This is a genomic window from Streptomyces sp. Qhu_M48, from assembly GCF_051305195.1.
GTDB lineage: Bacteria > Actinomycetota > Actinomycetes > Streptomycetales > Streptomycetaceae > Streptomyces.
This window is the reverse complement of the sequence record NZ_CP195432.1, coordinates 337956-363895: the sequence shown is the minus strand read 5'-3', so window position 1 is coordinate 363895 and position 25940 is coordinate 337956. Positions and strand designations below refer to the sequence as shown.

At 66.4% G+C, this 25940-nt stretch carries 16 protein-coding genes and 5 rRNA genes; 3 read left to right on the top strand and 18 right to left on the bottom strand.

What is annotated here, in order from left to right:
* Positions 1-331: 331 nt before the first annotated feature.
* The 5 genes from ACRRSS_RS01930 to ACRRSS_RS01910 all read right to left on the bottom strand — a co-directional run bounded on the left by ACRRSS_RS01930 (position 332) and on the right by ACRRSS_RS01910 (position 5691).
* Complete coding sequence (locus tag ACRRSS_RS01930; RefSeq protein WP_351897107.1) at positions 332-2002, bottom strand: uroporphyrinogen-III synthase; 1671 nt, start codon at positions 2000-2002, stop codon at positions 332-334.
* The gene (hemC, locus tag ACRRSS_RS01925; RefSeq protein ID WP_435969478.1) at positions 1999-2985 is read right to left on the bottom strand and encodes a hydroxymethylbilane synthase; all 987 of its coding nucleotides are present in this window, start codon (positions 2983-2985) and stop codon (positions 1999-2001) included. The genes ACRRSS_RS01930 and hemC overlap by 4 nt, the downstream gene beginning before the upstream one ends.
* Positions 2982-4337: a glutamyl-tRNA reductase gene (locus ACRRSS_RS01920; RefSeq protein ID WP_435969477.1), complete on the bottom strand. Its 1356-nt coding sequence runs from the start codon at positions 4335-4337 to the stop codon at positions 2982-2984. Before ACRRSS_RS01920 ends, hemC begins: the two co-directional genes overlap by 4 nt.
* Positions 4334-5137, bottom strand: coding sequence for a redox-sensing transcriptional repressor Rex (locus ACRRSS_RS01915; RefSeq protein ID WP_435969476.1), 804 nt, complete (start codon positions 5135-5137; stop codon positions 4334-4336). Before ACRRSS_RS01915 ends, ACRRSS_RS01920 begins: the two co-directional genes overlap by 4 nt.
* 272 nt (positions 5138-5409) lie before the next feature.
* The gene (locus ACRRSS_RS01910) at positions 5410-5691 is read right to left on the bottom strand and encodes a glutaredoxin family protein (protein ID WP_435969475.1); all 282 of its coding nucleotides are present in this window, start codon (positions 5689-5691) and stop codon (positions 5410-5412) included.
* Between the two features lie 131 nt (positions 5692-5822).
* Between ACRRSS_RS01910 and ACRRSS_RS01905 the strand changes: the two genes are divergently transcribed.
* From ACRRSS_RS01905 to ACRRSS_RS01895, 3 genes are all read left to right on the top strand, one after another.
* Entirely contained in the window at positions 5823-6770 is a 948-nt protein-coding gene (locus tag ACRRSS_RS01905; protein ID WP_435969474.1) for an HAD family hydrolase, read from the top strand.
* A gap of 448 nt (positions 6771-7218) precedes the next feature.
* Positions 7219-8004, top strand: coding sequence for an ECF subfamily RNA polymerase sigma factor, BldN family (locus ACRRSS_RS01900; RefSeq protein ID WP_073818370.1), 786 nt, complete (start codon positions 7219-7221; stop codon positions 8002-8004).
* 298 nt (positions 8005-8302) lie between these two features.
* A complete protein-coding gene (locus ACRRSS_RS01895) occupies positions 8303-9541 on the top strand; it encodes a DUF5667 domain-containing protein (protein ID WP_435969473.1) in 1239 nt (412 codons plus the stop codon).
* Between the two features lie 76 nt (positions 9542-9617).
* On the opposite strand, the gene ACRRSS_RS01890 is transcribed toward ACRRSS_RS01895, so the two are convergent.
* The 13 genes from ACRRSS_RS01890 to ACRRSS_RS01830 form a co-directional block, all read right to left on the bottom strand.
* Positions 9618-10697: a lysophospholipid acyltransferase family protein gene (locus ACRRSS_RS01890; protein ID WP_435969472.1), complete on the bottom strand. Its 1080-nt coding sequence runs from the start codon at positions 10695-10697 to the stop codon at positions 9618-9620.
* A gap of 15 nt (positions 10698-10712) precedes the next feature.
* Positions 10713-11810, bottom strand: a complete 1098-nt coding sequence (locus ACRRSS_RS01885) for an NAD-dependent epimerase/dehydratase family protein (protein ID WP_435969471.1) — start codon at positions 11808-11810, stop codon at positions 10713-10715.
* A 135-nt stretch (positions 11811-11945) separates the two neighbouring features.
* Positions 11946-12044: a 30S ribosomal protein bS22 gene (locus tag ACRRSS_RS01880; RefSeq protein ID WP_003948845.1), complete on the bottom strand. Its 99-nt coding sequence runs from the start codon at positions 12042-12044 to the stop codon at positions 11946-11948.
* 165 nt (positions 12045-12209) lie between these two features.
* Complete coding sequence (locus tag ACRRSS_RS01875) at positions 12210-12419, bottom strand: helix-turn-helix domain-containing protein (RefSeq protein WP_015034391.1); 210 nt, start codon at positions 12417-12419, stop codon at positions 12210-12212.
* A gap of 127 nt (positions 12420-12546) precedes the next feature.
* Positions 12547-13362 (bottom strand): phosphatase, encoded by an 816-nt coding sequence (locus ACRRSS_RS01870; protein ID WP_435969470.1) that lies wholly within the window; start codon positions 13360-13362, stop codon positions 12547-12549.
* A gap of 117 nt (positions 13363-13479) precedes the next feature.
* The gene (locus tag ACRRSS_RS01865) at positions 13480-14655 is read right to left on the bottom strand and encodes an acetoin utilization protein AcuC (protein WP_435969469.1); all 1176 of its coding nucleotides are present in this window, start codon (positions 14653-14655) and stop codon (positions 13480-13482) included.
* Complete coding sequence (locus ACRRSS_RS01860) at positions 14624-15838, bottom strand: MFS transporter (RefSeq protein WP_435969468.1); 1215 nt, start codon at positions 15836-15838, stop codon at positions 14624-14626. The genes ACRRSS_RS01865 and ACRRSS_RS01860 overlap by 32 nt, the downstream gene beginning before the upstream one ends.
* Before the next feature lie 43 nt (positions 15839-15881).
* On the bottom strand, positions 15882-16529 hold the full coding sequence (locus ACRRSS_RS01855) for an HAD family hydrolase (protein WP_435969467.1): 648 nt from the start codon (positions 16527-16529) through the stop codon (positions 15882-15884).
* 67 nt (positions 16530-16596) lie between these two features.
* Positions 16597-16713, bottom strand: a 5S ribosomal RNA gene (gene rrf / locus ACRRSS_RS01850).
* Positions 16714-16787: 74 nt separating this feature from the next.
* A 23S ribosomal RNA gene (locus ACRRSS_RS01845) occupies positions 16788-19910 on the bottom strand.
* Between the two features lie 290 nt (positions 19911-20200).
* Positions 20201-21726 (bottom strand): 16S ribosomal RNA (locus ACRRSS_RS01840).
* A gap of 622 nt (positions 21727-22348) precedes the next feature.
* A 5S ribosomal RNA gene (gene rrf / locus ACRRSS_RS01835) occupies positions 22349-22465 on the bottom strand.
* Positions 22466-22539: 74 nt separating this feature from the next.
* Positions 22540-25662: ribosomal RNA gene (locus ACRRSS_RS01830) — 23S ribosomal RNA — on the bottom strand.
* Together the 16S, 23S and 5S rRNA genes form the textbook arrangement of a ribosomal RNA operon.
* Positions 25663-25940 lie beyond the last annotated feature (278 nt).

Here is a 25940-nt window from a genome sequence, read left to right as displayed (position 1 = left end):
CCCGAGGCTACGCCCGCCCAAACAGTGGTTTTACCGACACGGTGTTGCCGCCGGGCCGCCTCACGTCACCGACACGGTGTCGCCGCCGAACAGCCTCACGTCACCGACACGGTGTCGCCGCCGAACAGCCTCACGTCACCGACACGGTGTGCCGCCCGGCAGCCCCACGTCACCCACACGGCATCGCCGCACGTGGGCCCGCTCCACCGACACGGTGGTGCCTCCCGACGCCCTCGCTCCACCGACACCGTGTGCCGCCCCCGGCACGCGAACGGGGCGGGGCCCGAAAGGCCCCGCCCCAAGTACCGCCCAGGCCGTGCGGCAGCACCACCTAGGTCGTGCGACGCCTCCGCGCCCCCGGCCGCCGCTCGCTGGGCCGCGTCACCGGATCGCCCGCCTCCAGCGCCGACTCCCGTCGCCGCGTCCCGAAGTCCGCGAGCGCCTCCGCCAGCTTGTGCACGGACGGCTCGGGCGAGAGCACGTCCACGCGCAGCCCGTGCTCCTCGGCGGTCTTCGCCGTGGCGGGACCGATGCACGCGATGACGGTCACGTTGTGCGGCTTCCCGGCGATACCGACCAGGTTCCGCACGGTGGAGGACGACGTGAAGAGCACCGCGTCGAACCCGCCGCCCTTGATCGCCTCCCGCGTGTCCGCCGGCGGCGGCGAAGCCCGTACGGTCCGGTAGGCGGTGACGTCGTCGACCTCCCACCCGAGCTCGATGAGGCCCGCGACCAGCGTCTCCGTGGCGATGTCGGCCCGCGGCAGGAAGACGCGGTCGATCGGGTCGAAGACCGGGTCGTAGGGCGGCCAGTCCTCCAGGAGCCCGGCGGCGGACTGCTCACCGCTGGGCACCAGGTCCGGCTTCACACCGAAGTCGACGAGCGCGGCGGCGGTCTGCTCGCCGACCGCGGCGACCTTGATCCCGGCGAAGGCGCGCGCGTCGAGCCCGTACTCCTCGAACTTCTCCCGCACCGCCTTGACCGCGTTGACCGAGGTGAAGGCGATCCACTCGTAGCGCCCGGTGACCAGGCCCTTGACCGCGCGCTCCATCTGCTGAGGGGTGCGCGGCGGCTCGACGGCGATGGTCGGCACCTCGTGCGGCACGGCCCCGTACGAACGCAGCTGGTCGGAGAGCGAGGCGGACTGCTCCTTGGTGCGCGGTACGAGGACGCGCCAGCCGAAGAGGGGCTTCGACTCGAACCACGACAGCTGGTCCCGCTGCGCCGGGGCGCTGCGCTCGCCGACCACGGCTATGACCGGCCGGTGGCCCTCGGGCGAGGGGAGGACCTTGCCCTGCTTGAAGACCTGGGCGATGGTGCCGAGGGTGGCGTTCCAGGTCCGCTGGCGGGTGGTGGTGCCGGCGATGGTGACGGTGAGCGGGGTGTCCGGCTTACGGCCGGCCGCCACCAGTTCACCGGCGGCCGCCGCCACCGAGTCGAGCGAGGTGGAGACGACGACGGTGCCGTCGGAGGCGCCGACCTCGGTCCAGCACCGCTCGTCGGCGGTGCGGGCGTCGACGAAGCGCACGTCGGTGCCCTGGGCGTCGCGGAGCGGGACACCGGCGTACGCGGGTACGCCGACGGCCGTGGCGACACCGGGGACGACCTCGAAGGGGATGCCCTCGGCGGCGCAGACGAGCATCTCGGCTCCCGCGTTCCCGTCGAGGCCGGGGTCGCCGGTCACCGCTCGGACGACCCGCCTGCCGCCCCTCGCGGCCTCCATGACAAGATTGGCCGCGTCCCTCAACACGGGGACACCGGCGGTTGTTGACGCCTCGTCAACAACCGTCAGCTCCGGCGTGCTCACCCCCGCGCGCGCGTGGCCGCGAACGACTTCGAGGACCTCCGGCTCGGCGATCAGGACATCCGCTCCGGCGAGGGCCTCCACGGCCCTGAGGGTCAGGAGGCCGGGGTCACCGGGGCCTGCGCCGAGGAATGTGACGTGCCCATGGCCCGCGAAGGCCGGGGACAGCGGGCTGGTGGTCGGGCTGGTGGGGTTCAAAGTGCTCGCTCCCCCATAAGACCGGCCGCACCCTTGGCGAGCATCTCGTCCGCGAGTTCGCGTCCGAGCGCCATGGCCTCGTCGTGCGAGGTGGGTACGGGTCCGGTGGTGGACAGCTGCACCAGCGTCGAGCCGTCGGTGGTGCCGACGACGCCGCGCAGGCGCATTTCGGTGACAACCTGCCCGTGACCGGGGTCGTCGGCCAACAGGTCGGCCAGCGCACCCACAGGTGCGGAGCAGCCGGCCTCCAGGGCGGCGAGCAGGGATCGCTCAGCGGTCACGGCGGCCCGCGTGCGCGGGTCGTCGAGCTCGGCGAGCGTGGCGACGAGCGCGGCGTCGGACGCCGGGCACTCGATCGCCAGGGCCCCCTGGCCGGGGGCGGGCAGGACGGAGTCGACCGACAGGTGGTCGAGCGACAGGGAGCCGGTGAGCTCCTCCGTACCGCCGATGCGGTTGAGGCCTGCCGCGGCGAGGACCACCGCGTCGAGTTCTCCGCTGCGTACGTAGCCGACCCGGGTGTCGATGTTCCCCCGGATCGGGACGCAGGTGATCTCCAGGCCGTGGCTGCGGGCGTACGCGTGGAGCTGGGCCATGCGTCGCGGCGATCCGGTGCCGACCCGGGCGCCCTTGGGCAGCCGGTCGAGCGTCAGGCCGTCGCGGGCGATCAGCACGTCGCGCGGGTCCTCGCGCTCCGGGATCGCGGCCAGCACCAGATCGGGGTGGAGCGTGGTCGGCAGGTCCTTCAGGGAGTGGACGGCGAAGTCCACCTCGTCGGCGAGCAGCGCGTCACGCAGGGCGGCGACGAAGACGCCGGTGCCGCCGATCTGCGCGAGGTGCTCCCGGGAGGTGTCCCCGTATGTCGTGATCTCCACGAGCTCGACGGGCCGGCCGGTCAGCCGCCGGACGGCGTCGGCCACATGCCCGGACTGGGCCAGGGCGAGCTTGCTGCGCCTGGTCCCGAGCCTCAGTGCCCTCTCGGTCATACTCGCCCTCGGTTCTTGACGTCGGCGTCATTCAGGTCGGCCCGGCTGACGGATGCCACCGTCTCCGGGTCGAGGTCGAAGAGTGTCCGCAGCGCGTCCGCGTACCCGGCGCCGCCGGGCTCGCTGGCCAGCTGCTTGACCCGCACGGTCGGCGCGTGCAGGAGCTTGTCGACCACGCGTCGCACGGTCTGGGTGATCTCGGCGCGCTGCTTCTCGTCGAGGTCGGGCAGCCGGCCCTCGAGCCGGGCGACCTCGCCGGCCACCACGTCGGCGGCCATGGTGCGCAGCGCGACGACGGTGGGGGTGATGTGGGCGGCGCGCTGGGCTGCGCCGAAGGCGGCGACCTCGTCGGAGACGATGCCGCGCACCTGGTCGACGTCGGCGGCCATGGGCGCGTCGGCGGAGGCCTCGGCGAGCGACTCGATGTCGACGAGCCGGACTCCGGGGACCCGGTGGGCGGCGGCGTCGATGTCGCGGGGCATGGCGAGGTCGAGCAGGGCGAGCGGGGTGCGGCGGCCCTGTACGGCGTTCTCCACGTCGTCGCCGGTGAGGACGAGTCCGGTGGCGCCGGTGCAGGAGACGACGACGTCGGCACGTGTCAGTTCGTCGCCGACGGCAACCATCTCGACCGCGTGGGCGGCCACGCCCGTTCCCCCGGCCTCGCTCAGGATCTGGGCGAGCCGCTCGGCGCGGGCGAGGGTGCGGTTGGCGATGACGATCTCGGAGACGCCGGAGCGCGCGAGCGTGGCGGCGGCGAGCGAGGACATCGAGCCGGCGCCGATGACGAGCGCCTTCTTGCCCTTGGCCCAGGTGTCGACGTCGGTGCCGTCGGCGAGCTGCTCGAGTCCGAAGGTGACGAGCGACTGCCCGGCCCGGTCGATCCCGGTCTCGCTGTGGGCGCGCTTGCCGACCCTCAGGGCCTGCTGGAACAGGTCGTTGAGGAGGCGGCCGGCGGTGTGCAGTTCCTGGCCGAGCGCGAGGGCGTCCTTGATCTGGCCGAGGATCTGGCCCTCGCCGACGACCATGGAGTCGAGTCCGCAGGCCACCGAGAAGAGGTGGTGGACGGCCCGGTCCTCGTAGTGCACGTAGAGATAAGGGGTGAGCTCGTCCAGGCCGACGCCGCTGTGCTGGGCGAGGAGCGTGGACAGCTCGGCGACGCCGGCGTGGAACTTGTCCACGTCGGCGTAGAGCTCGATGCGGTTGCAGGTGGCCAGGACCGTGCCCTCGGCGGCCGGTTCGGCGGCGAGGGTGTCCTGGAGGAGCTTGGCCTGGGTGTCCGCCGGCAGCGCGGCCCGCTCCAGGATGGAGACCGGGGCGCTGCGGTGGCTGAGGCCGACGACGAGGAGACTCATGCCGGCATCACGGCGGGGACGTCCCCGTCGGGTCCCTTGCGGCCGGCGCCGGTGGCGCCGCGGGGGGCGGGCGGTGCGGCGGCCGCGGCGGTCTCCGCCTCGGCGCCCGGGTCCGTACCGGTCTCGGCGTTCGACTCCTCGCCGGCCTTCCGCTGCTCGTGGAAGGCGAGGATCTGCAGCTCGATGGAGAGGTCGACCTTGCGTACGTCCACGCCGTCGGGCACGGAGAGCACGGTCGGGGCGAAGTTCAGGATGGAGGTGACTCCGGCGGCGACGAGCCGGTCGCAGACCTGCTGGGCGACGCCGGCCGGGGTCGCGATGACGCCGATGGAGACGCCGTCCTCCTCGATGATCTTCTCGAGTTCGTCGCTGTGCTGCACGGGGATCCCGGCGACGGGCTTGCCGGTCATGGCGGGGTCGGCGTCGATCAGCGCGGCGACCCGGAAGCCACGGGAGGCGAAGCCGCCGTAGCCGGCGAGCGCGGCGCCGAGGTTACCGATGCCGACGATGACGACCGGCCAGTCCTGGGTGAGCCCCAGCTCACGGGAGATCTGGTAGACGAGGTACTCGACGTCGTACCCGACACCGCGGGTGCCGTAGGAGCCGAGGTAGCTGAAGTCCTTGCGCAGCTTCGCGGAGTTGACCCCTGCCGCGGCCGCGAGCTCCTCGGAGGAGACCGTGGGTACGGAGCGCTCCGAGAGCGCGGTGAGTGCGCGGAGATACAGCGGAAGCCGGGCGACGGTGGCCTCGGGAATTCCTCGGCTACGGGTCGCCGGTCGGTGAGTTCGGCCAGTTGCCACGGTGCTCCTGCGGGATGAGCGGGGCTGCAGGCGGCCATATGTCCCAAGACCGCCCCGTCGAATGCAGGCTATGTCTTTGTGAACGCGTGCACAAAGATGGTGTCCGTTTTGTCCGCCCAAAGTGACCGGGGTCACGCGGCTGGTTCCTGTCATCACGGAACCAGGGAGGGGGTCAGCGCGTTGAGAACCCAAAGGGGGCAAAATCGCACACACTCCTCACGACGCGACCCCCGAAGCCCAACAAAACGTCCATGATGGTAACCGTCTTTCGGTCACGCACCCAGTTCGCGCCGGAGCCGCCCGGCGTCGACACGCCAGAAGGTGTGCTGCTCGCCGTCGACGAGGACGACGGGAATCTGCTCCCAGTACGCCCGGTGGAGCTCCTCGTCCCGGGTGATGTCCTTCTCCTCCCAGCGCGCCCCCGTCTCCGCGCACACGGTCTCCACGACCGCGCGGGCGTCGTCGCACAGATGGCATCCCGGCTTGCCGATGAGCGTCACGGTGCGCGCCCCGGCGTCCGTCTTCTTCTTCGTCCGTCCGAACATGGCGTCCATTCTGTCCCGTCGGCCGCGCCGAGCACCGCTCCGGCGGGACGGGACCCGATTAACGGGGGAGCCCCACAGTGTTCACGCCGCGGCATCGCCACAAGTCAGGAAGTTCCGAACAGACTGGCTATGCTCACGACATGGCCGCTCTGGGATGGCTCACCCCTCGTAGGCGCTCCGCCACCGCGCGCAGCGTCCTCGCAGGCGAGGCCGCTGCCGAGGCAGCGCGCAAGTCCTCGCTCCAGCTGGAACAGGAGCGGGAGGAGGCGGCCGCGGAGGCCGAGGCTCCGGTCGAACCCGAGTTCCCGGTCGTCGGCGACGTGCGGGCCGCGGCCTTCTTCGACCTCGACAACACGGTGATGCAGGGCGCCTCGATCTTCCACCTCGGCCGGGGGCTGTACAAGCGGAAGTTCTTCCAGCGCCGCGAGCTCGCCCGCTTCGCCTGGCAGCAGGCCTGGTTCCGGCTCGCCGGCATCGAGGACCCCGAGCACATGCAGGACGCCCGCGACAGCGCCCTGTCCATCGTCAAGGGCCACCGCGTCTCCGAACTGACGAGCATCGGCGAGGAGATCTACGACGAGTACATGGCCGACCGCATCTGGCCCGGCACCCGGGGCCTCGCCCAGGCGCACCTGGACGCGGGCCAGAAGGTCTGGCTGGTCACGGCCGCCCCGGTCGAGACGGCCACGATCATCGCCCGCCGGCTCGGCCTGACCGGCGCGCTCGGCACGGTCGCCGAGTCCGTCGACGGCGTCTACACCGGCAAGCTGGTCGGCGAGCCCCTGCACGGACCGGCGAAGGCCGAGGCGGTACGGGCCCTCGCCGCCGCCGAGGGGCTCGACCTGAGCCGCTGCGCCGCGTACAGCGACTCGCACAACGACATCCCGATGCTCTCGCTCGTCGGGCACCCGTACGCGATCAACCCGGACACCAAGCTCCGCAGGCACGCGAAGGCCCGGGACTGGCGGCTGCGCGACTACCGGACCGGCCGCAAGGCGGCCAAGGTCGGCATCCCCGCCGCGGCGGGCCTCGGGGCGCTGGCCGGCGGCACGGCCGCCGCGGTCGCCCTGCACCGCCGCCGCCACTGACCCCCCGGCCCCCCTCTCCCCCGCGACGCGCCTCCGGCACCCCGGAAGGTCTGCCGATACGTTTCGGCTGCGATCATCTGCGACAACCCCGGACCAGGCGGCCTCACCCGTCCGTGGTCGAACAGCACCGCACAGGTCGACTCCCAGGCATTCGGGGCTCCTTACCCCGCAGCGGCCCCGATCACTCACCGGTCCCGCACTTGAGCACAACGCAACGCCCACGCTGTCACAGTCGAAAGCAAATCGATCAACAACCGGTCACAAACTGCGCCTTGATGTGACTACAAGCAGTAACAGAACCGACTGAACCGGTGATTTGAGCAACTGGGTGTAGCGCTGCCTGTACGAAGCGTTATTCTCCTCAGACGCACAAAGGACCCCTCACGTCGTCACGACGGGTGAACGGTCCCGCACTGCACGTGATGGAAGCTCTGCCTCTGGGAGTCCCGTGTACCCACACGTCGGGGTTGACACCTCGGGCCTGGCTACGCTGCGCGCAACGGTCCTCGACCTTTTGCGCGGCTTCGTCCCCACCGCGTACGCCGGCCCTGTCCCCGCATTCGCCTTCGCCGCCCCGGCACCCGCCGGCCCTTGCTATGCCCTGGCCGACGGCAGCGCCGCCGTGGGCAGACGCGGTGCCCGCTCCGGAACCTCGACCCCCGCCCGCCGCCCCACCGCCGACAGCGACAGCGCTCGCATGATGGACCTGGTCGAGCGCGCCCAGGCGGGCGAGGCCGAGGCCTTCGGCCGCCTGTACGACCAGTACAGCGACACGGTCTACCGCTACATCTACTACCGCGTCGGCGGGAAGGCGACAGCGGAGGACCTGACCAGCGAGACGTTCCTGCGCGCCCTGCGCCGGATCTCCACCTTCACCTGGCAGGGCCGCGACTTCGGCGCCTGGCTCGTCACCATCGCCAGGAACCTGGTCGCCGACCACTTCAAGTCCAGCCGCTTCCGGCTGGAGGTCACCACCGGCGAGATGCTCGACGCCAACGAGGTCGAGCGCAGCCCGGAGGACTCCGTCCTGGAGTCCCTCTCCAACGCCGCACTCCTCGACGCCGTCCGCCGCCTCAACCCCCAGCAGCAGGAGTGTGTGACCCTGCGCTTCCTCCAGGGCCTCTCGGTCGCCGAGACCGCCCGGGTCATGGGGAAGAACGAGGGGGCCATCAAGACCCTCCAGTACCGGGCCGTCCGTACCCTGGCCCGGCTCCTCCCGGACGACGCCCGCTGACCGGTTCGCGCCCCCCACACGCGCCCCCACACCCCGGTCGGCGCCCCCGCGGCGACCCCTCCCCCCACATCCCCACGACCCCCGTCCAACTCACAGTCGGTGACGCCTCGATGACGCACTGGTCGGATCATCTTTCGCGCGTAACCCAAGTGCCACGCCGCTCGTTGTGCGGGATGCAGGCTCCCTGTGGACACGCCATGTCCGCAGCCACTCACTCTTTCGTGTGGATGCGCTCAAGGTGTGCAACCTTCCGGACACCCCGGGGAGTCGACCGTCATGACGAGAGGAGGTGCCGCCAGTGATCGCGAACGTATCGGCGCACCGGCGGGCGAACGCCTTCGCCCAAGCCATGGAGGACCGGGCGTCCGAGGACGCGGCGGCCGAGCAGCCCGAAGCCCCGGCCGAACCGGCCGAGCAGGGGCGGCTGTTGGCCTTGGCGAACGGCCTAGGCGAACTGCCGAAGCCACAGCTCGACCCCGAGGTCAAGGTGGTGCAGCGAGCTCAGCTCGTCGCCGCCATGGAAGCGATGCTCATGGAGGGGAGCGCGGCCGCGGGACCAACGGTGCCCGAGCAGCGCACCTCCGGCGGCAAGGGAGCCCACCGGGCGTCCCCGCTGCGGAAACTGCGTCCCCGCTCACGCTGGTCGAAGGGGCTCGCCGCCGGCGGCCTCACGGTCGGCGTCGCGGCGGGCGCGTTCGGCGGCGTGGCAGCCGCCAGCTCCGACGCGCTTCCGGGTGACTCGCTCTACGGGCTCAAGCGAGGCATGGAAGACATCAAGCTGGGGATGGCGGACGACGACGCGGACCGCGGCGGCATCTACCTCGACCAGGCGTCCACCCGCCTCAGCGAGGCGCGTCGGCTCATGGAGCGCGGTCGCTCGGGCGATCTCGACCACGAGTCCCTCACCGAGATCCGCCGGGTCCTCGGCGGAGTGAAGCACGACGCCACCGAGGGCCACCGCCTGCTCCGTCAGGCGTACGACCGGGACGGCAAGATCGCCCCGATGGCCCGGCTCAACTCCTTCGCCCAGGCCCACCGGGACACCTGGAACGGCCTCCGCGACCGTCTCCCCGTCCAGCTGGCGGACGTCGGCAGCGAGGTGACACACGTCTTCGACGCCATGAACGAAGACGTCGAACCGCTCCAGTCGGTGCTCCCCCGCACCCCGGAGAAGGGCGCGATCGGCTCGGAGAGCCCCAGCGGCAGCCCCAGCGCACCGAGGAACCCCCAGGGCACGGACACCCAGCGTCCGCCGTCCGCCGACGAGGCTCCTCCCTCGGGCAGCCACTCCGCACCGCCCCGCCCGTCCGGCCCCAGCACGGGCACCAGCCCGAGCGCGGACAGCGGCACCGACTCACCGGAGGACGACGGCATCCTCGGCGGCAGCGCCGGCGGACTGCTCAAGCCCTCCCCGTCCGGGACACCGGCGGTCCCGTCCGGCGGCCAGGCGCCGCCCGACGTGCCCGACGTGACCCTTCCGCCACTCCTGCCCGGCCTGCTTCCAGGCCTCGGCATCGACAGCGAGGACGCTCGCTGACAAGAAGAAGGGGCGCCCCCGCGGACGGGGGGCGCCCCTTCTTCCTTCGCCGGCTCGGATTCCTCCGTCACTCCGCTCAGAAGAAGACCGACCGCCGCTGCACCAACAGCTTGTAGAGCGTGTGCTGGATCTGCTCCCGCACCTGATCCGTCAGGTTGAACATCAGCATCGGGTCCTCCGCCGCCTCCGGCGCGTACGAGTCCGTCGGGATCGGCTCCCCGAACTGGATCGTCCACTTCGTCGGCAGCGGCAGCGCCCCGAGCGGCCCCAGCCAGGGGAAGGTCGGGGTGAGCGGGAAGTACGGGAAACCGAGCACCCGCGCCAGCGTCCTGGCGTTCCCGATCATCGGGTATATCTCCTCGGCCCCGACGATCGAGCAGGGCACGATCGGCACCCCGGCCCGCAGCGCCGTCGAGACGAATCCGCCCCGACCGAACCGCTGGAGCTTGTACCGCTCCCCGAAGGGCTTCCCGATCCCCTTGAAGCCCTCCGGCATCACGCCGACGATCTCACCGGCGCGCAGCAGCCGCTCCGCGTCCTCCGCGCAGGCCAGCGTGTGCCCCGCCTTGCGGGCCAGCTCGTTGACGACCGGCAGGACGAAGACCAGGTCGGCGGCGAGCAGCCGCAGGTGGCGCCCGGCCGGATGGTGGTCGTGGACGGCGACCTGCATCATCAGCCCGTCCAGCGGCAGGGTCCCCGAGTGGTTGGAGACGATCAGCGCCCCGCCCTCGGCCGGGATGTTCTCGACGCCCTTCACCTCGACCCGGAAGTACTTCTCGTACAGCGGGCGGATCAGCGACATCAGGACCTGGTCGGTGAGTTCCTCGTCGTAGCCGAACTCGTCGACCTCGTAGTCGCCGGTGACCCTGCGCCGCAGGAACGCGAGCCCGCCCGCGAGCCGCCGCTCCCAGCCGCCCCCGGCACCGGCACCGGCCTCGGCCGCCGCCCCGGAGCTCGCGTCGGCAGCGCTGGCCGCACCGGCCTCCGGAGCGGTCCCGGCACCCTGGGCGCCCTCCCGGGCCCCCTGCGGCTCCTGGGGGCCCTGCTGCGGCCCTGGCAGGGCCCGTACGGCCGCCGCCTCGCCGTCGGTGCGGCCGGGCCGTCGCCGGGCCCGCGACCGGTCGTCGTCGAACGGAATGACCTTGGCGTCCGCCATCGCTGTCCGGTCTCCTCAGGCGCCGTCGTGAACGGGATGAACAGGTGGAACAGATGAAGCGGGAGAGACGGGCGGCCGGACCGTCGACGGGGCCAGACGCCCCGCGATCCGGTCCACCGCCCCGGCGAGCAGCTCCGGAGGCAGCAGCCCGGGTCCCCGGCCGCGTACGAAGTCGGCGAAGGCCTCCGCCGTGGTGTAGCGCGGCAGGAACCCGAGGACCTCGCGCGTCTGCGCCGTCGACACGACCCGGCCGTGGGTGAGCAGCCGGATCTGCTCGGGCGCGAAATCGGTGATCCCGACCGTACGCAGCGCCGTCCCCACCCAGGTGACCGCCGGCAGCAGCACCGGCACCGTCGGACGGCCGAGCCGCCGCGCGCACTGGGAGAGCAACAGCACCCCGTCCCCGGCCACGTTGAAGGTGCCGCTGTTCAGGGTGGCCCTGCGGGGCTCGTGCGCCGCCAGCCGCAGCACGTCGATGACGTCGTCCTCGTGGACGAACTGCAGTCTCGGGTCGTACCCCAGGACGGTCGGCAGGATCGGCAGCGCCAGGTACTCGGCCAGCGGGGAGTCGATCCGCGGCCCGAGGATGTTCGCGAACCGCAGCACGCACACGGCCACGTCCGGACGGCGCCGGGCGAAGCCCCGTACGTACCCCTCGACCTCGACGGCGTCCTTCGCGAAGCCCCCGCTGGGCAGCGACTTCGCGGGCGTCGTCTCGGTGAAGACCGCCGGGTCGCGGGGCGCGGAGCCGTAGACGCTCGTACTGGACTTGATCACGAGCCGGCTGATCCGCGGTGACTTCTGGCAGGCCCCCAGGAGCTGCATGGTGCCGATGACGTTGGTCTCCTTGACCGACGTACGGCCGCCGCCGCCGAGCGCCGTACCGGTGACGTCCAGATGGACCACCGTGTCGACGTCGTGCTCGGCGAGGACCTTGGCGATCTCCGGCCGGCGGATGTCCGCCCGTACGAACTCGGCGGCGCCGAGCTGGTGCGCCGGGTCGACCGCGTCCACCGCGATCACCCGCTCCACCTCCGGATCCCGCTGGATCCGCCGCACGAAGCGGCCGCTGAGATACCGGGCGGCACCGGTGACGAGCACGACCTTGCCCAAGATCAGCGCCTTCCGTCCGTCTTCCGTTGGTCGCCACCGTAGCGCCTCAAGATTTCCGCGCAAACAAGCGTGGCCCTTCACCGCGAACGGTGAAGGGCCACGCTTGGCGCGAAATGCTGCGGTGCAGCGGTCGCCTTACTTCTTGTTGCGACGCTGAACGCGCGTGCGCTTCAGCAGCTTGCGGTGCTTCTTCTTCGCCATCCGCTTGCGCCGCTTCTTGATAACAGAGCCCACGACTACCCTCGCTCACTTCTCGGAACATCCCCGCCTCCCGGCGGGGATCGGTGCGGGGCGTCTGGGCCCACACGACCTACGTCGGCCTAGCCTACCGTCCCGAGCACTCCGCTTGTAATCCGAGGGACATACGGAGCTTTCCCGGCGTTGTTCGCCGCGCTCGCGCTACGCGGTCCCCACCCCCACGAAGGACTCCCGCAGGTACTCGTGAACCGCCTGTTCCGGCACCCGGAAGGACCTGCCCACCCGGATCGCCGGCAGATGACCGCTGTGCACCAAGCGGTACACGGTCATCTTGGAAACGCGCATCACCGAGGCGACTTCCGCCACGGTCAGAAACTTGACCTCGTTGAGAGGTCGTTCGCCAGCAGCCATGACCCACCTGTACCTTCCGCCGCGACGCCCACCGGCTTCCCCTCCGGTGACTCTTCGTCGCCGAGCGCTCACTCTCCAGACTAGGGGCGGGTGGTACGAGTGGGGAAGAGGAGCTGCCACCAGCCGTTTACCGTGACAGACACGCTCGATTGAGTACATAGCGAGTCAGCGGGCGGTAGGAGGCGGAGCGCACGCCGTCATCAAGCGGAACGGCCACCGACACCTGCCCCTCCGCCTCACCGACGAACAGTGCCGGATCATCCGTATCGGCGAGACCGATGGCCTCGATACCCAGCTGACCTGCCCCGCAGACCCATCCGTGATCCCCCACCACGAGCTCCGGCAGCGGCCCGCCGCCCTCGGCCGCGCTCTCCAGAGCGGCCCTAACCGGCAGCGGGGAGTGGGAGTGCGCCCCCGGCTCGCGCCCGCCCCCCGACGGCCCCGGCTCTCGCACCAGTGCGACCCCCCGGACGTAGTCGAGAAGGTGCGTGCGTACGCCGAACCGGGTCGTTATGTCGACACATCGCCCCTGCGCCGGGGTGAGAACAGGACATCCCGCCGCCGACAAAGCGTCTGCGAGAGCGACGTAGAAACCGAGCAGACGGTGCGGATGACCCGTCCCGATGAGCACCGGAACCCGCCGCGCCGCCGCCGCCCCCAACCGCGCCGCGAAGGCGTCGAGCCCCCTCAACGTACGCTCGGGATCGATGACATCGGGCCCCGACCGGTGCTCCGGATCGTCCGACACCCCGCATTTGTCGGCCATCAACCGCAACAGATCGGCCTCATCCCACCCCCGCGTGGGATCGAGCCCCAGGAGCACCCGCGGATCACGCGCGGCGAAGAGCCGATAGCTCCGCAGACTCTCCTCCCGCGACGTCGCCACCGTGCCCGCCAACCCCGCCGCCAACAGATGCGCCCGCAGCGCTCCGGTACTCAACACCCTCCCGATGCTGCCGGAACCCCCCTCCCCCGGAGCCGAAACCCCGGGGACACCGCACAGTCGGCGTAACGCCCACCAGAACGACCCGGGGTGTCCCCCACTCGGGCGGCGGCTCCCCTAGGCGAGCAGTCCCCGCAACGGAAAGGCCGCCTTCCGCGTCGCGAGCACCGCCTGGTCCAGCCGGTCCGCCGGGTCGTACCCCTCGGACCACGCGCGGAAGCCCACCGGCCACCGCCCGTCCGTCATCCGCTGGGGCCCCGGCTGCCGGGTCCGCGCGTACGCCTCGTCCCGCCAGGACGACGGGATCACCGACTCCGGATCCACCGGAGCGTGCGCCGCGATCCCCACCAGATGCGTCCACGACCGCGGTACGACGTCCACCACCGCGTACCCGCCGCCGCCCAGGGCCAGCCAGCGCCCGTCGGCGTACGCGTGCGCCAGCTCGTGACACGCCTCCTGGACCGCCCGCTGCGCGTCCAGCGACACCGCCAGATGGGCCAGCGGGTCCTCGAAGTGCGTGTCGGCCCCGTGCTGCGTGACGAGCACCTGCGGCCGGAAGTCCGCGATCAGCTCCGGCACCACCGCGTGGAAGGCCCGCAGCCACCCGGCGTCGCCCGTCCCGGCCGGCAGGGCCACGTTCACGGCCCCGCCCTCGCCCGGCCCGGCCGCGCCCGTCTCCTCCGGCCACCCCGTCTGGGGGAACAGCGTCCGCGGATGCTCGTGCAGCGAGACCGTCAGCACCCGGGGGTCCTCCCAGAACGCCGCCTGCACCCCGTCCCCGTGGTGCACGTCCACATCCACGTACGCCACCCGCTCCGCGCCCAGTTCGAGCAGCCGGGCGATCGCCAGCGAGGCGTCGTTGTAGATGCAGAACCCCGAGGCCGCCCCCGGCATCGCGTGGTGCAGACCGCCCGCGAAGTTCACCGCGTGCGTGGCCTCCCCGCGCCACACCGCCTCCGCCGCGCCCACGGACTGGCCGGCGATCAGCGCCGACACCTCGTGCATCCCGGCGAACGCCGGATCGTCGACCGTACCGAGCCCGTACGCCTGGTCGGCACGGCGCGGATCCGCCGACGCGGCCCGCACCGCCGCCACGTAGTCCTCGCGGTGGACGAGCCGCAGCGTCGAGTCCCCGGCGGGTTTCGCCGCGACCACGTCGACCGCCCGGTCGAGCCCGTAGGCCCGCACCAGCGACATCGTCAGCGCGAGCCGTACCGGATCCATCGGATGCTCGGACCCGAAGTCGTACTGCGTGACAGCTTCATCCCACATCAACAGTGCGCGGCCGCTCATGCCCGCCACCGTATCGGGCCGCTCTCGCACCGAACGACGTGGCGTACACCACCGTCACGAGGACCAGCACCATCGGCACCAGCATGGCCCCCCGATAGCTCCAGGTGTCCCCGAGCGCCCCCACCAGGGGCGACCCGATGAGGAATCCGACGTAGTTGAAGACGTTGAGCCGCGCCACCGCCGCGTCGCTGGCCCCCGGACCGTGGTTCTCGTACGCCAGCCGCCCCGCCGCCGCGAAGGTCTGCGGCACGATCACGCTCAGCCCGAGCCCGAGCACCGTGAACCCGGCGATCCCCACCCAGGCCCCCGGCGCCACCGCCACCACCGCGAACCCGAGCGCGGCGAGCACGGCCCCGGCCCGCACGACCACCGCGGCCCCCAGCCGGCGCACCCCGAAGTCCCCCACGGCCCGCCCGAGCAGCGTCGTCACCATGTACGCGTTGTACGGCACGGTCGCCACCTCCTCCGAGCTGCCCAGCACGTCCTGGAGGTACTTGGCACTCCAGTTGGAGACGGTGGAGTCCCCGATGTACGCGAAGGTCATCACCAGACAGAGCGGCAGCAGCAGCTTGAAGGCGACACCGCTCCCCTTGCTCTCCCCCACCTCCACGACGGGCGCGTCACCGCCGGCCGCGTACCACCGGCTCCCGATAAGCGCGAGGGGCAGCAGCACCGCCACCACCGGCAGGTACGACACGGACAGCGACAGATGCCAGTGGGCCCCCACCCAGGCCAGCGAGGCCCCGAGGATCCCCCCGAGGCTGTACGAGGCGTGGAAACCGAGCATGATGCTCCGCCCGTACGCCCGCTGGAGGCTGACGCCCAGCATGTTCATCGAGGCGTCCAGGGCACCGACCGCGAGCCCGAAGAGCCCCAGGGCGACAGCCGCCTGCCACAGCTCCGACCCCGTACCCACGGCGAGCAACGACAGGAGGACGAACGGCTGAGCCCACCGCAGCACCACCGCGGAGCCCACCCTGGCCACGACCTTCCCGGTCACGACGCTCGCCACCCCGGCGAGGATCGGCACGGCGGCCAGAAAGGCGGGCAACAGCCCGTCCGAGATCCCGTACCGCTCCTGGATCGCCGGTATTCGGGTCACGAGCAGGGCGAAGGTGACCCCCTGCACGAAGAAACTGACCGCCAGGGATCCCCGCCCACGCCGCAACCGCGCATCCGTCATGGCGGCACAGCGTAGGGGCGGAACCTACCGGGGGGTAGATGGATCACAGTCCCAATATCGCCGCCAGCTCGTCCATGCTCCGGAAGAACCCGTCGGCCCCTGCGAGCTTCGCCTCGGGCGTCATCGCGGTGAAGCCGTACACGTCCATCCCGGCCGCCACCGCCGCCTCCACCCCGAGCGCGCTGTCCTCGACGACCACACACCGCTCGGGCGCCACCCCCATCCGCGCGGCGGCGTGGAGGAACAGGTCGGGCGACGGCTTGCCCCGCCCGACGTCCTCGGCGCTGAAGACGATCTCGTCCCGGAACCACCCGTCGAGCCCGGTCTTCCGGTGCCCCACCCGGATCCGCTCATGGCTCCCGGAGGAGGCCACACAGTACGGAACCCCGGCGTCGGCCAGCTGCTTGACCGCCTCGGCCGCCCCGGGCACGGCCTTCAGCTCGGCCTGGAACGCGGCGAACACCCGCCCGTTGAACGTCTCGTCGAACTCCGCCGGCAACCGCCGCCCGCTCCGCTCCTGGACGAGCTCGTGAATGCGGTGCATGGCCGACCCCATGTAGTCACGCACCGATTCCTCGTACGTGGTGGGGTGCCCGAGCTCCGTCAGATAGCCGGCCAACAGCGTGTTGGAAATCGGCTCGCTGTCCACGAGCACACCGTCGTTGTCAAAGATGACCAGGTCGTAGCGCATGCGCCCAGCTTAGAACGCAAAAATGCCTCAACCCCCGGACAGAGTCCGGGGGTTGAGGCTAAAAATTGTTCGGCGGCGTCCTACTCTCCCACAGGGTCCCCCCTGCAGTACCATCGGCGCTGAAAGGCTTAGCTTCCGGGTTCGGAATGTAACCGGGCGTTTCCCTAACGCTATGACCACCGAAACACTATGAAGTTAACCAACCGGAAATCGGCACAGTTCGTTACTTCAGAACTAACACAGTGGACGCGAGCAACTGAGGACAAGCCCTCGGCCTATTAGTACCGGTCAGCTCCACCCATTACTGGGCTTCCACATCCGGCCTATCAACCCAGTCGTCTACTGGGAGCCTTACCCTCTCAAGGAGGTGGGAATACTCATCTCGAAGCAGGCTTCCCGCTTAGATGCTTTCAGCGGTTATCCCTCCCGAACGTAGCCAACCAGCCATGCCCTTGGCAGGACAACTGGCACACCAGAGGTTCGTCCGTCCCGGTCCTCTCGTACTAGGGACAGCCCTTCTCAATATTCCTACGCGCGCAGCGGATAGGGACCGAACTGTCTCACGACGTTCTAAACCCAGCTCGCGTACCGCTTTAATGGGCGAACAGCCCAACCCTTGGGACCGACTCCAGCCCCAGGATGCGACGAGCCGACATCGAGGTGCCAAACCATCCCGTCGATATGGACTCTTGGGGAAGATCAGCCTGTTATCCCCGGGGTACCTTTTATCCGTTGAGCGACGGCGCTTCCACAAGCCACCGCCGGATCACTAGTCCCGACTTTCGTCCCTGCTCGACCCGTCGGTCTCACAGTCAAGCTCCCTTGTGCACTTACACTCAACACCTGATTGCCAACCAGGCTGAGGGAACCTTTGGGCGCCTCCGTTACCCTTTGGGAGGCAACCGCCCCAGTTAAACTACCCATCAGACACTGTCCCTGATCCGGATCACGGACCGAGGTTAGACATCCAGCACGACCAGAGTGGTATTTCAACGGCGACTCCACCATGACTGGCGTCACGGCTTCAAAGTCTCCCACCTATCCTACACAAGCCGAACCGAACACCAATATCAAACTGTAGTAAAGGTCCCGGGGTCTTTCCGTCCTGCTGCGCGAAACGAGCATCTTTACTCGTAGTGCAATTTCACCGGGCCTATGGTTGAGACAGTCGAGAAGTCGTTACGCCATTCGTGCAGGTCGGAACTTACCCGACAAGGAATTTCGCTACCTTAGGATGGTTATAGTTACCACCGCCGTTTACTGGCGCTTAAGTTCTCAGCTTCGCAACCCCGAAAGGTCACTAACCGGTCCCCTTAACGTTCCAGCACCGGGCAGGCGTCAGTCCGTATACATCGCCTTACGGCTTCGCACGGACCTGTGTTTTTAGTAAACAGTCGCTTCTCGCTGGTCTCTGCGGCCACCCCCAGCTCAGAGTGCAAGACTCATCACCAGACGTGGCCCCCCTTCTCCCGAAGTTACGGGGGCATTTTGCCGAGTTCCTTAACCATAGTTCACCCGAACGCCTCGGTATTCTCTACCTGACCACCTGAGTCGGTTTAGGGTACGGGCCGCCATGAAACTCGCTAGAGGCTTTTCTCGACAGCATAGGATCATCCACTTCACCACAATCGGCTCGGCATCAGGTCTCAGGCTATGTGCTGTCCGGATTTACCTGGACAACGCCCTACACCCTTACCCCGGGACTACCACCGCCCGGGCTGGACTACCTTCCTGCGTCACCCCATCGCTTACCTACTACCACCTTGGGTCAGCGGCTCCACCACTTTCCTTTCCCCGAAGGGTCCGGAACGGCTTCACGGCCTTAGCATTAATGGGCTCGATACTGGGCGTTTCAAAGCGGGTACCGGAATATCAACCGGTTGTCCATCGACTACGCCTGTCGGCCTCGCCTTAGGTCCCGACTTACCCTGGGCAGATCAGCTTGACCCAGGAACCCTTAGTCAATCGGCGCACACGTTTCTCACGTGTGTATCGCTACTCATGCCTGCATTCTCACTCGTGAACCGTCCACAACTCGCTTCCGCGGCTGCTTCACCCGGCACACGACGCTCCCCTACCCATCACAGCGGGCGTTGGCCCTCATGCTGCAATGACACGACTTCGGCGGTACGCTTGAGCCCCGCTACATTGTCGGCGCGGAATCACTTGACCAGTGAGCTATTACGCACTCTTTCAAGGGTGGCTGCTTCTAAGCCAACCTCCTGGTTGTCTCTGCGACTCCACATCCTTTCCCACTTAGCGTACGCTTAGGGGCCTTAGTCGATGCTCTGGGCTGTTTCCCTCTCGACCATGGAGCTTATCCCCCACAGTCTCACTGCCGTGCTCTCACTTACCGGCATTCGGAGTTTGGCTAAGGTCAGTAACCCGGTAGGGCCCATCGCCTATCCAGTGCTCTACCTCCGGCAAGAAACACACGACGCTGCACCTAAATGCATTTCGGGGAGAACCAGCTATCACGGAGTTTGATTGGCCTTTCACCCCTAACCACAGGTCATCCCCCAGGTTTTCAACCCTGGTGGGTTCGGTCCTCCACGAAGTCTTACCTCCGCTTCAACCTGCCCATGGCTAGATCACTCCGCTTCGGGTCTTGAGCGCGCTACTGAATCGCCCTATTCGGACTCGCTTTCGCTACGGCTTCCCCACACGGGTTAACCTCGCAACGCACCGCAAACTCGCAGGCTCATTCTTCAAAAGGCACGCAGTCACGACCCACTGAGTAAACTCAATGAGCGACGCTCCCACGGCTTGTAGGCACACGGTTTCAGGTACTATTTCACTCCGCTCCCGCGGTACTTTTCACCATTCCCTCACGGTACTATCCGCTATCGGTCACCAGGGAATATTTAGGCTTAGCGGGTGGTCCCGCCAGATTCACACGGGATTTCTCGGGCCCCGTGCTACTTGGGTGTCTCTCAAACGAGCCGTTAATGTTTCAGCTACGGGGGTCTTACCCTCTACGCCGGACCTTTCGCATGTCCTTCGCCTACATCAACGGTTTCTGACTCGTCTCACAGCCGGCAGACTGTGAAAGAGAGATCCCACAACCCCGCATGCGCAACCCCTGCCGGGTATCACACGCATACGGTTTGGCCTCATCCGGTTTCGCTCGCCACTACTCCCGGAATCACGGTTGTTTTCTCTTCCTGAGGGTACTGAGATGTTTCACTTCCCCTCGTTCCCTCCACATGCCCTATGTGTTCAGGCATGGGTGACAGCCCATGACGACTGCCGGGTTTCCCCATTCGGAAACCCCCGGATCAAAGCCTGGTTGACGGCTCCCCGGGGACTATCGTGGCCTCCCACGTCCTTCATCGGTTCCTGGTGCCAAGGCATCCACCGTGCGCCCTTAAAAACTTGGCCACAGATGCTCGCGTCCACTGTGTAGTTCTCAAGCAACGACCAGCCACCCATCACCCCACCCGCATAACAGGTGAGTTCACTGGGGCCGGCATCGCGAAGATACAAACCTTACGGCCGTACCCTCAGACACCCAACAACGTGCCAAGCACAGCCCGTATCCTCGAAACCGTTTTCCACGCCGAAGCAGTACTCACGGCCTCCGAAGAGACTGACTGTGCCAACTAATCAACGTTCCACCCATGAGCTGACCGTGCAGAACATTTGCCTGCAATCGGTACTGTGCTCCTTAGAAAGGAGGTGATCCAGCCGCACCTTCCGGTACGGCTACCTTGTTACGACTTCGTCCCAATCGCCAGTCCCACCTTCGACAGCTCCCTCCCACAAGGGGTTGGGCCACCGGCTTCGGGTGTTACCGACTTTCGTGACGTGACGGGCGGTGTGTACAAGGCCCGGGAACGTATTCACCGCAGCAATGCTGATCTGCGATTACTAGCAACTCCGACTTCATGGGGTCGAGTTGCAGACCCCAATCCGAACTGAGACCGGCTTTTTGAGATTCGCTCCGCCTCACGGCATCGCAGCTCTTTGTACCGGCCATTGTAGCACGTGTGCAGCCCAAGACATAAGGGGCATGATGACTTGACGTCGTCCCCACCTTCCTCCGAGTTGACCCCGGCGGTCTCCTGTGAGTCCCCATCACCCCGAAGGGCATGCTGGCAACACAGGACAAGGGTTGCGCTCGTTGCGGGACTTAACCCAACATCTCACGACACGAGCTGACGACAGCCATGCACCACCTGTATACCGACCACAAGGGGGGCACTATCTCTAATGCTTTCCGGTATATGTCAAGCCTTGGTAAGGTTCTTCGCGTTGCGTCGAATTAAGCCACATGCTCCGCTGCTTGTGCGGGCCCCCGTCAATTCCTTTGAGTTTTAGCCTTGCGGCCGTACTCCCCAGGCGGGGAACTTAATGCGTTAGCTGCGGCACCGACGACGTGGAATGTCGCCAACACCTAGTTCCCAACGTTTACGGCGTGGACTACCAGGGTATCTAATCCTGTTCGCTCCCCACGCTTTCGCTCCTCAGCGTCAGTAATGGCCCAGAGATCCGCCTTCGCCACCGGTGTTCCTCCTGATATCTGCGCATTTCACCGCTACACCAGGAATTCCGATCTCCCCTACCACACTCTAGCCTGCCCGTATCGGATGCAGACCCGGGGTTAAGCCCCGGGCTTTCACACCCGACGTGACAAGCCGCCTACGAGCTCTTTACGCCCAATAATTCCGGACAACGCTTGCGCCCTACGTATTACCGCGGCTGCTGGCACGTAGTTAGCCGGCGCTTCTTCTGCAGGTACCGTCACTTTCGCTTCTTCCCTGCTGAAAGAGGTTTACAACCCGAAGGCCGTCATCCCTCACGCGGCGTCGCTGCATCAGGCTTTCGCCCATTGTGCAATATTCCCCACTGCTGCCTCCCGTAGGAGTCTGGGCCGTGTCTCAGTCCCAGTGTGGCCGGTCGCCCTCTCAGGCCGGCTACCCGTCGTCGCCTTGGTAGGCCATTACCCCACCAACAAGCTGATAGGCCGCGGGCTCATCCTTCACCGCCGGAGCTTTTAACCAGCTCCCATGCGGAAGCCGGTGTTATCCGGTATTAGACCCCGTTTCCAGGGCTTGTCCCAGAGTGAAGGGCAGATTGCCCACGTGTTACTCACCCGTTCGCCACTAATCCACCCCGAAGGGCTTCATCGTTCGACTTGCATGTGTTAAGCACGCCGCCAGCGTTCGTCCTGAGCCAGGATCAAACTCTCCGTGAATGTTTACCCGTAATCGGGTGACACTCGCGTTGAGCGGGACAGTCAGGCCGGAATAAGGCCGACTGTCCACAGCGTCCTCGCTGTGTATGTTGCCTACCCGCCACAAGGGCCGGCAGGACTTTCAAAGGAACCTCGCCATCCGAAGATGGACGGGGTATCAACTAATCTGGCGTTGATTTTTGGCACGCTGTTGAGTTCTCAAGGAACGGACGCTTCCTTTGTACTCACCCTCTCGGGCTTTCCTCCGGGCTTCCCTTCGGTCTTGCGTTTCCGACTCTATCAGATCTTTCCGATCCGATTTCCTCGGTGCTTTCCGGTCCCATTCGCTTTCGCTCCAGGCCCTTCCGGCGGTTCCGATTCTATCAGAACTTTTCGGCCTGATTTCCTCGGTGCTTTCGGGTTCCTTTGCCTTCGCTCCGGTCCCTTGCTGCGTTCCAGACTCTATCAGACTTCTGAGGCCTCGATTCACACCCCGGCCGCACCGCCTCCGCCGGCAACGTGCCTGGTGAAGCGGCACCTGGTGCACGGCGCCGAGCTCGTCGCGCCGGCCTCGAACCCGCGGATGGGTCCTGAACGCAGAAAAGCCCCGCACCATAAGGTGCGGGGCTTTCCCACAATGATTGTTCGGCGGCGTCCTACTCTCCCACAGGGTCCCCCCTGCAGTACCATCGGCGCTGAAAGGCTTAGCTTCCGGGTTCGGAATGTAACCGGGCGTTTCCCTAACGCTATGACCACCGAAACACTATGAAGTTAACCAACCGGAAATCGGCACAGTTCGTTACTTCAGAACTAACACAGTGGACGCGAGCAACTGAGGACAAGCCCTCGGCCTATTAGTACCGGTCAGCTCCACCCATTACTGGGCTTCCACATCCGGCCTATCAACCCAGTCGTCTACTGGGAGCCTTACCCTCTCAAGGAGGTGGGAATACTCATCTCGAAGCAGGCTTCCCGCTTAGATGCTTTCAGCGGTTATCCCTCCCGAACGTAGCCAACCAGCCATGCCCTTGGCAGGACAACTGGCACACCAGAGGTTCGTCCGTCCCGGTCCTCTCGTACTAGGGACAGCCCTTCTCAATATTCCTACGCGCGCAGCGGATAGGGACCGAACTGTCTCACGACGTTCTAAACCCAGCTCGCGTACCGCTTTAATGGGCGAACAGCCCAACCCTTGGGACCGACTCCAGCCCCAGGATGCGACGAGCCGACATCGAGGTGCCAAACCATCCCGTCGATATGGACTCTTGGGGAAGATCAGCCTGTTATCCCCGGGGTACCTTTTATCCGTTGAGCGACGGCGCTTCCACAAGCCACCGCCGGATCACTAGTCCCGACTTTCGTCCCTGCTCGACCCGTCGGTCTCACAGTCAAGCTCCCTTGTGCACTTACACTCAACACCTGATTGCCAACCAGGCTGAGGGAACCTTTGGGCGCCTCCGTTACCCTTTGGGAGGCAACCGCCCCAGTTAAACTACCCATCAGACACTGTCCCTGATCCGGATCACGGACCGAGGTTAGACATCCAGCACGACCAGAGTGGTATTTCAACGGCGACTCCACCATGACTGGCGTCACGGCTTCAAAGTCTCCCACCTATCCTACACAAGCCGAACCGAACACCAATATCAAACTGTAGTAAAGGTCCCGGGGTCTTTCCGTCCTGCTGCGCGAAACGAGCATCTTTACTCGTAGTGCAATTTCACCGGGCCTATGGTTGAGACAGTCGAGAAGTCGTTACGCCATTCGTGCAGGTCGGAACTTACCCGACAAGGAATTTCGCTACCTTAGGATGGTTATAGTTACCACCGCCGTTTACTGGCGCTTAAGTTCTCAGCTTCGCAACCCCGAAAGGTCACTAACCGGTCCCCTTAACGTTCCAGCACCGGGCAGGCGTCAGTCCGTATACATCGCCTTACGGCTTCGCACGGACCTGTGTTTTTAGTAAACAGTCGCTTCTCGCTGGTCTCTGCGGCCACCCCCAGCTCAGAGTGCAAGACTCATCACCAGACGTGGCCCCCCTTCTCCCGAAGTTACGGGGGCATTTTGCCGAGTTCCTTAACCATAGTTCACCCGAACGCCTCGGTATTCTCTACCTGACCACCTGAGTCGGTTTAGGGTACGGGCCGCCATGAAACTCGCTAGAGGCTTTTCTCGACAGCATAGGATCATCCACTTCACCACAATCGGCTCGGCATCAGGTCTCAGGCTATGTGCTGTCCGGATTTACCTGGACAACGCCCTACACCCTTACCCCGGGACTACCACCGCCCGGGCTGGACTACCTTCCTGCGTCACCCCATCGCTTACCTACTACCACCTTGGGTCAGCGGCTCCACCACTTTCCTTTCCCCGAAGGGTCCGGAACGGCTTCACGGCCTTAGCATTAATGGGCTCGATACTGGGCGTTTCAAAGCGGGTACCGGAATATCAACCGGTTGTCCATCGACTACGCCTGTCGGCCTCGCCTTAGGTCCCGACTTACCCTGGGCAGATCAGCTTGACCCAGGAACCCTTAGTCAATCGGCGCACACGTTTCTCACGTGTGTATCGCTACTCATGCCTGCATTCTCACTCGTGAACCGTCCACAACTCGCTTCCGCGGCTGCTTCACCCGGCACACGACGCTCCCCTACCCATCACAGCGGGCGTTGGCCCTCATGCTGCAATGACACGACTTCGGCGGTACGCTTGAGCCCCGCTACATTGTCGGCGCGGAATCACTTGACCAGTGAGCTATTACGCACTCTTTCAAGGGTGGCTGCTTCTAAGCCAACCTCCTGGTTGTCTCTGCGACTCCACATCCTTTCCCACTTAGCGTACGCTTAGGGGCCTTAGTCGATGCTCTGGGCTGTTTCCCTCTCGACCATGGAGCTTATCCCCCACAGTCTCACTGCCGTGCTCTCACTTACCGGCATTCGGAGTTTGGCTAAGGTCAGTAACCCGGTAGGGCCCATCGCCTATCCAGTGCTCTACCTCCGGCAAGAAACACACGACGCTGCACCTAAATGCATTTCGGGGAGAACCAGCTATCACGGAGTTTGATTGGCCTTTCACCCCTAACCACAGGTCATCCCCCAGGTTTTCAACCCTGGTGGGTTCGGTCCTCCACGAAGTCTTACCTCCGCTTCAACCTGCCCATGGCTAGATCACTCCGCTTCGGGTCTTGAGCGCGCTACTGAATCGCCCTATTCGGACTCGCTTTCGCTACGGCTTCCCCACACGGGTTAACCTCGCAACGCACCGCAAACTCGCAGGCTCATTCTTCAAAAGGCACGCAGTCACGACCCATTGAGTAAACTCAATGAGCGACGCTCCCACGGCTTGTAGGCACACGGTTTCAGGTACTATTTCACTCCGCTCCCGCGGTACTTTTCACCATTCCCTCACGGTACTATCCGCTATCGGTCACCAGGGAATATTTAGGCTTAGCGGGTGGTCCCGCCAGATTCACACGGGATTTCTCGGGCCCCGTGCTACTTGGGTGTCTCTCAAACGAGCCGTTAATGTTTCAGCTACGGGGGTCTTACCCTCTACGCCGGACCTTTCGCATGTCCTTCGCCTACATCAACGGTTTCTGACTCGTCTCACAGCCGGCAGACTGTGAAAGAGAGATCCCACAACCCCGCATGCGCAACCCCTGCCGGGTATCACACGCATACGGTTTGGCCTCATCCGGTTTCGCTCGCCACTACTCCCGGAATCACGGTTGTTTTCTCTTCCTGAGGGTACTGAGATGTTTCACTTCCCCTCGTTCCCTCCACATGCCCTATGTGTTCAGGCATGGGTGACAGCCCATGACGACTGCCGGGTTTCCCCATTCGGAAACCCCCGGATCAAAGCCTGGTTGACGGCTCCCCGGGGACTATCGTGGCCTCCCACGTCCTTCATCGGTTCCTGGTGCCAAGGCATCCACCGTGCGCCCTTAAAAACTTGGCCACAGATGCTCGCGTCCACTGTGTAGTTCTCAAGCAACGACCAGCCACCCATCACCCCACCCGCATAACAGGTGAGTTCACTGGGGCCGGCATCGCGAAGATACAAACCTTACGGCCGTACCCTCAGATACCCAACAACGTGCCAAGCACGACCACCAGGACCGTCATCACGTTCCACGCCGAAGCAGTACTTGTGAAGCGAACCTTGCGATCGTGCCAACTAATCAACGTTCCACCCATGAGCTGACCGTGCAGAACATTTGCCTGCAATCGGTACTG